The sequence below is a fragment of the Marinobacter sp. UBA2498 genome, from assembly GCF_002341575.1.
Taxonomy (GTDB): Bacteria; Pseudomonadota; Gammaproteobacteria; order Pseudomonadales; family Oleiphilaceae; genus Marinobacter; species Marinobacter manganoxydans.
Map to the genome: position 1 here is coordinate 19,618 of NZ_DDOI01000038.1, position 430 is coordinate 20,047.

At 56.7% G+C, this 430-nt stretch carries 1 protein-coding gene; it reads right to left on the reverse strand.

The features are described 5' to 3' along the window. Positions 1 to 167: 167 nt before the first annotated feature. Positions 168 to 430: helix-turn-helix domain-containing protein (locus B2W52_RS04185; protein ID WP_286801493.1), on the reverse strand; the 263-nt coding region annotated here is incomplete at its 5' end.

Sequence of the window (430 nt, forward strand, 5' to 3'; positions counted from 1 at the left end):
CACGGGGGTACCAAAGACCTCGTCAAAGCAGGCCAGCCGTTCAAGTCGCTGGGGCTCACTGGTACAGAGTCGGGCATCTTCAAGCTGGTCAGCGCTGGCATTGGAGACCAGCGAAAGCAGCGCCAATGCCGCTGCAATACCACCGGTTAATCGCACTCTTCGGGGAATCATGACTCTGCCACCTGATACTTTAGGCACTTATGGGCAAGGGTCCGTTTTGGCAGGCCGAGGCTTTCTGCCGCCTGGGCCCGGTTGCCACCATACTGGCGCAATCGCTCGCGAATAATTTCCGCTTCAAATGCCTGTGCTGCGGCTTTAAGATCCCGAATCTCTTCCACAGCAGGTAGATCGATCGGGTGTCTGTCTCTGACATCCCAGGGTGGGCTGGTCCAGCCATCGGACTCTTCGAACAGGTCATTAATCCTCAGAA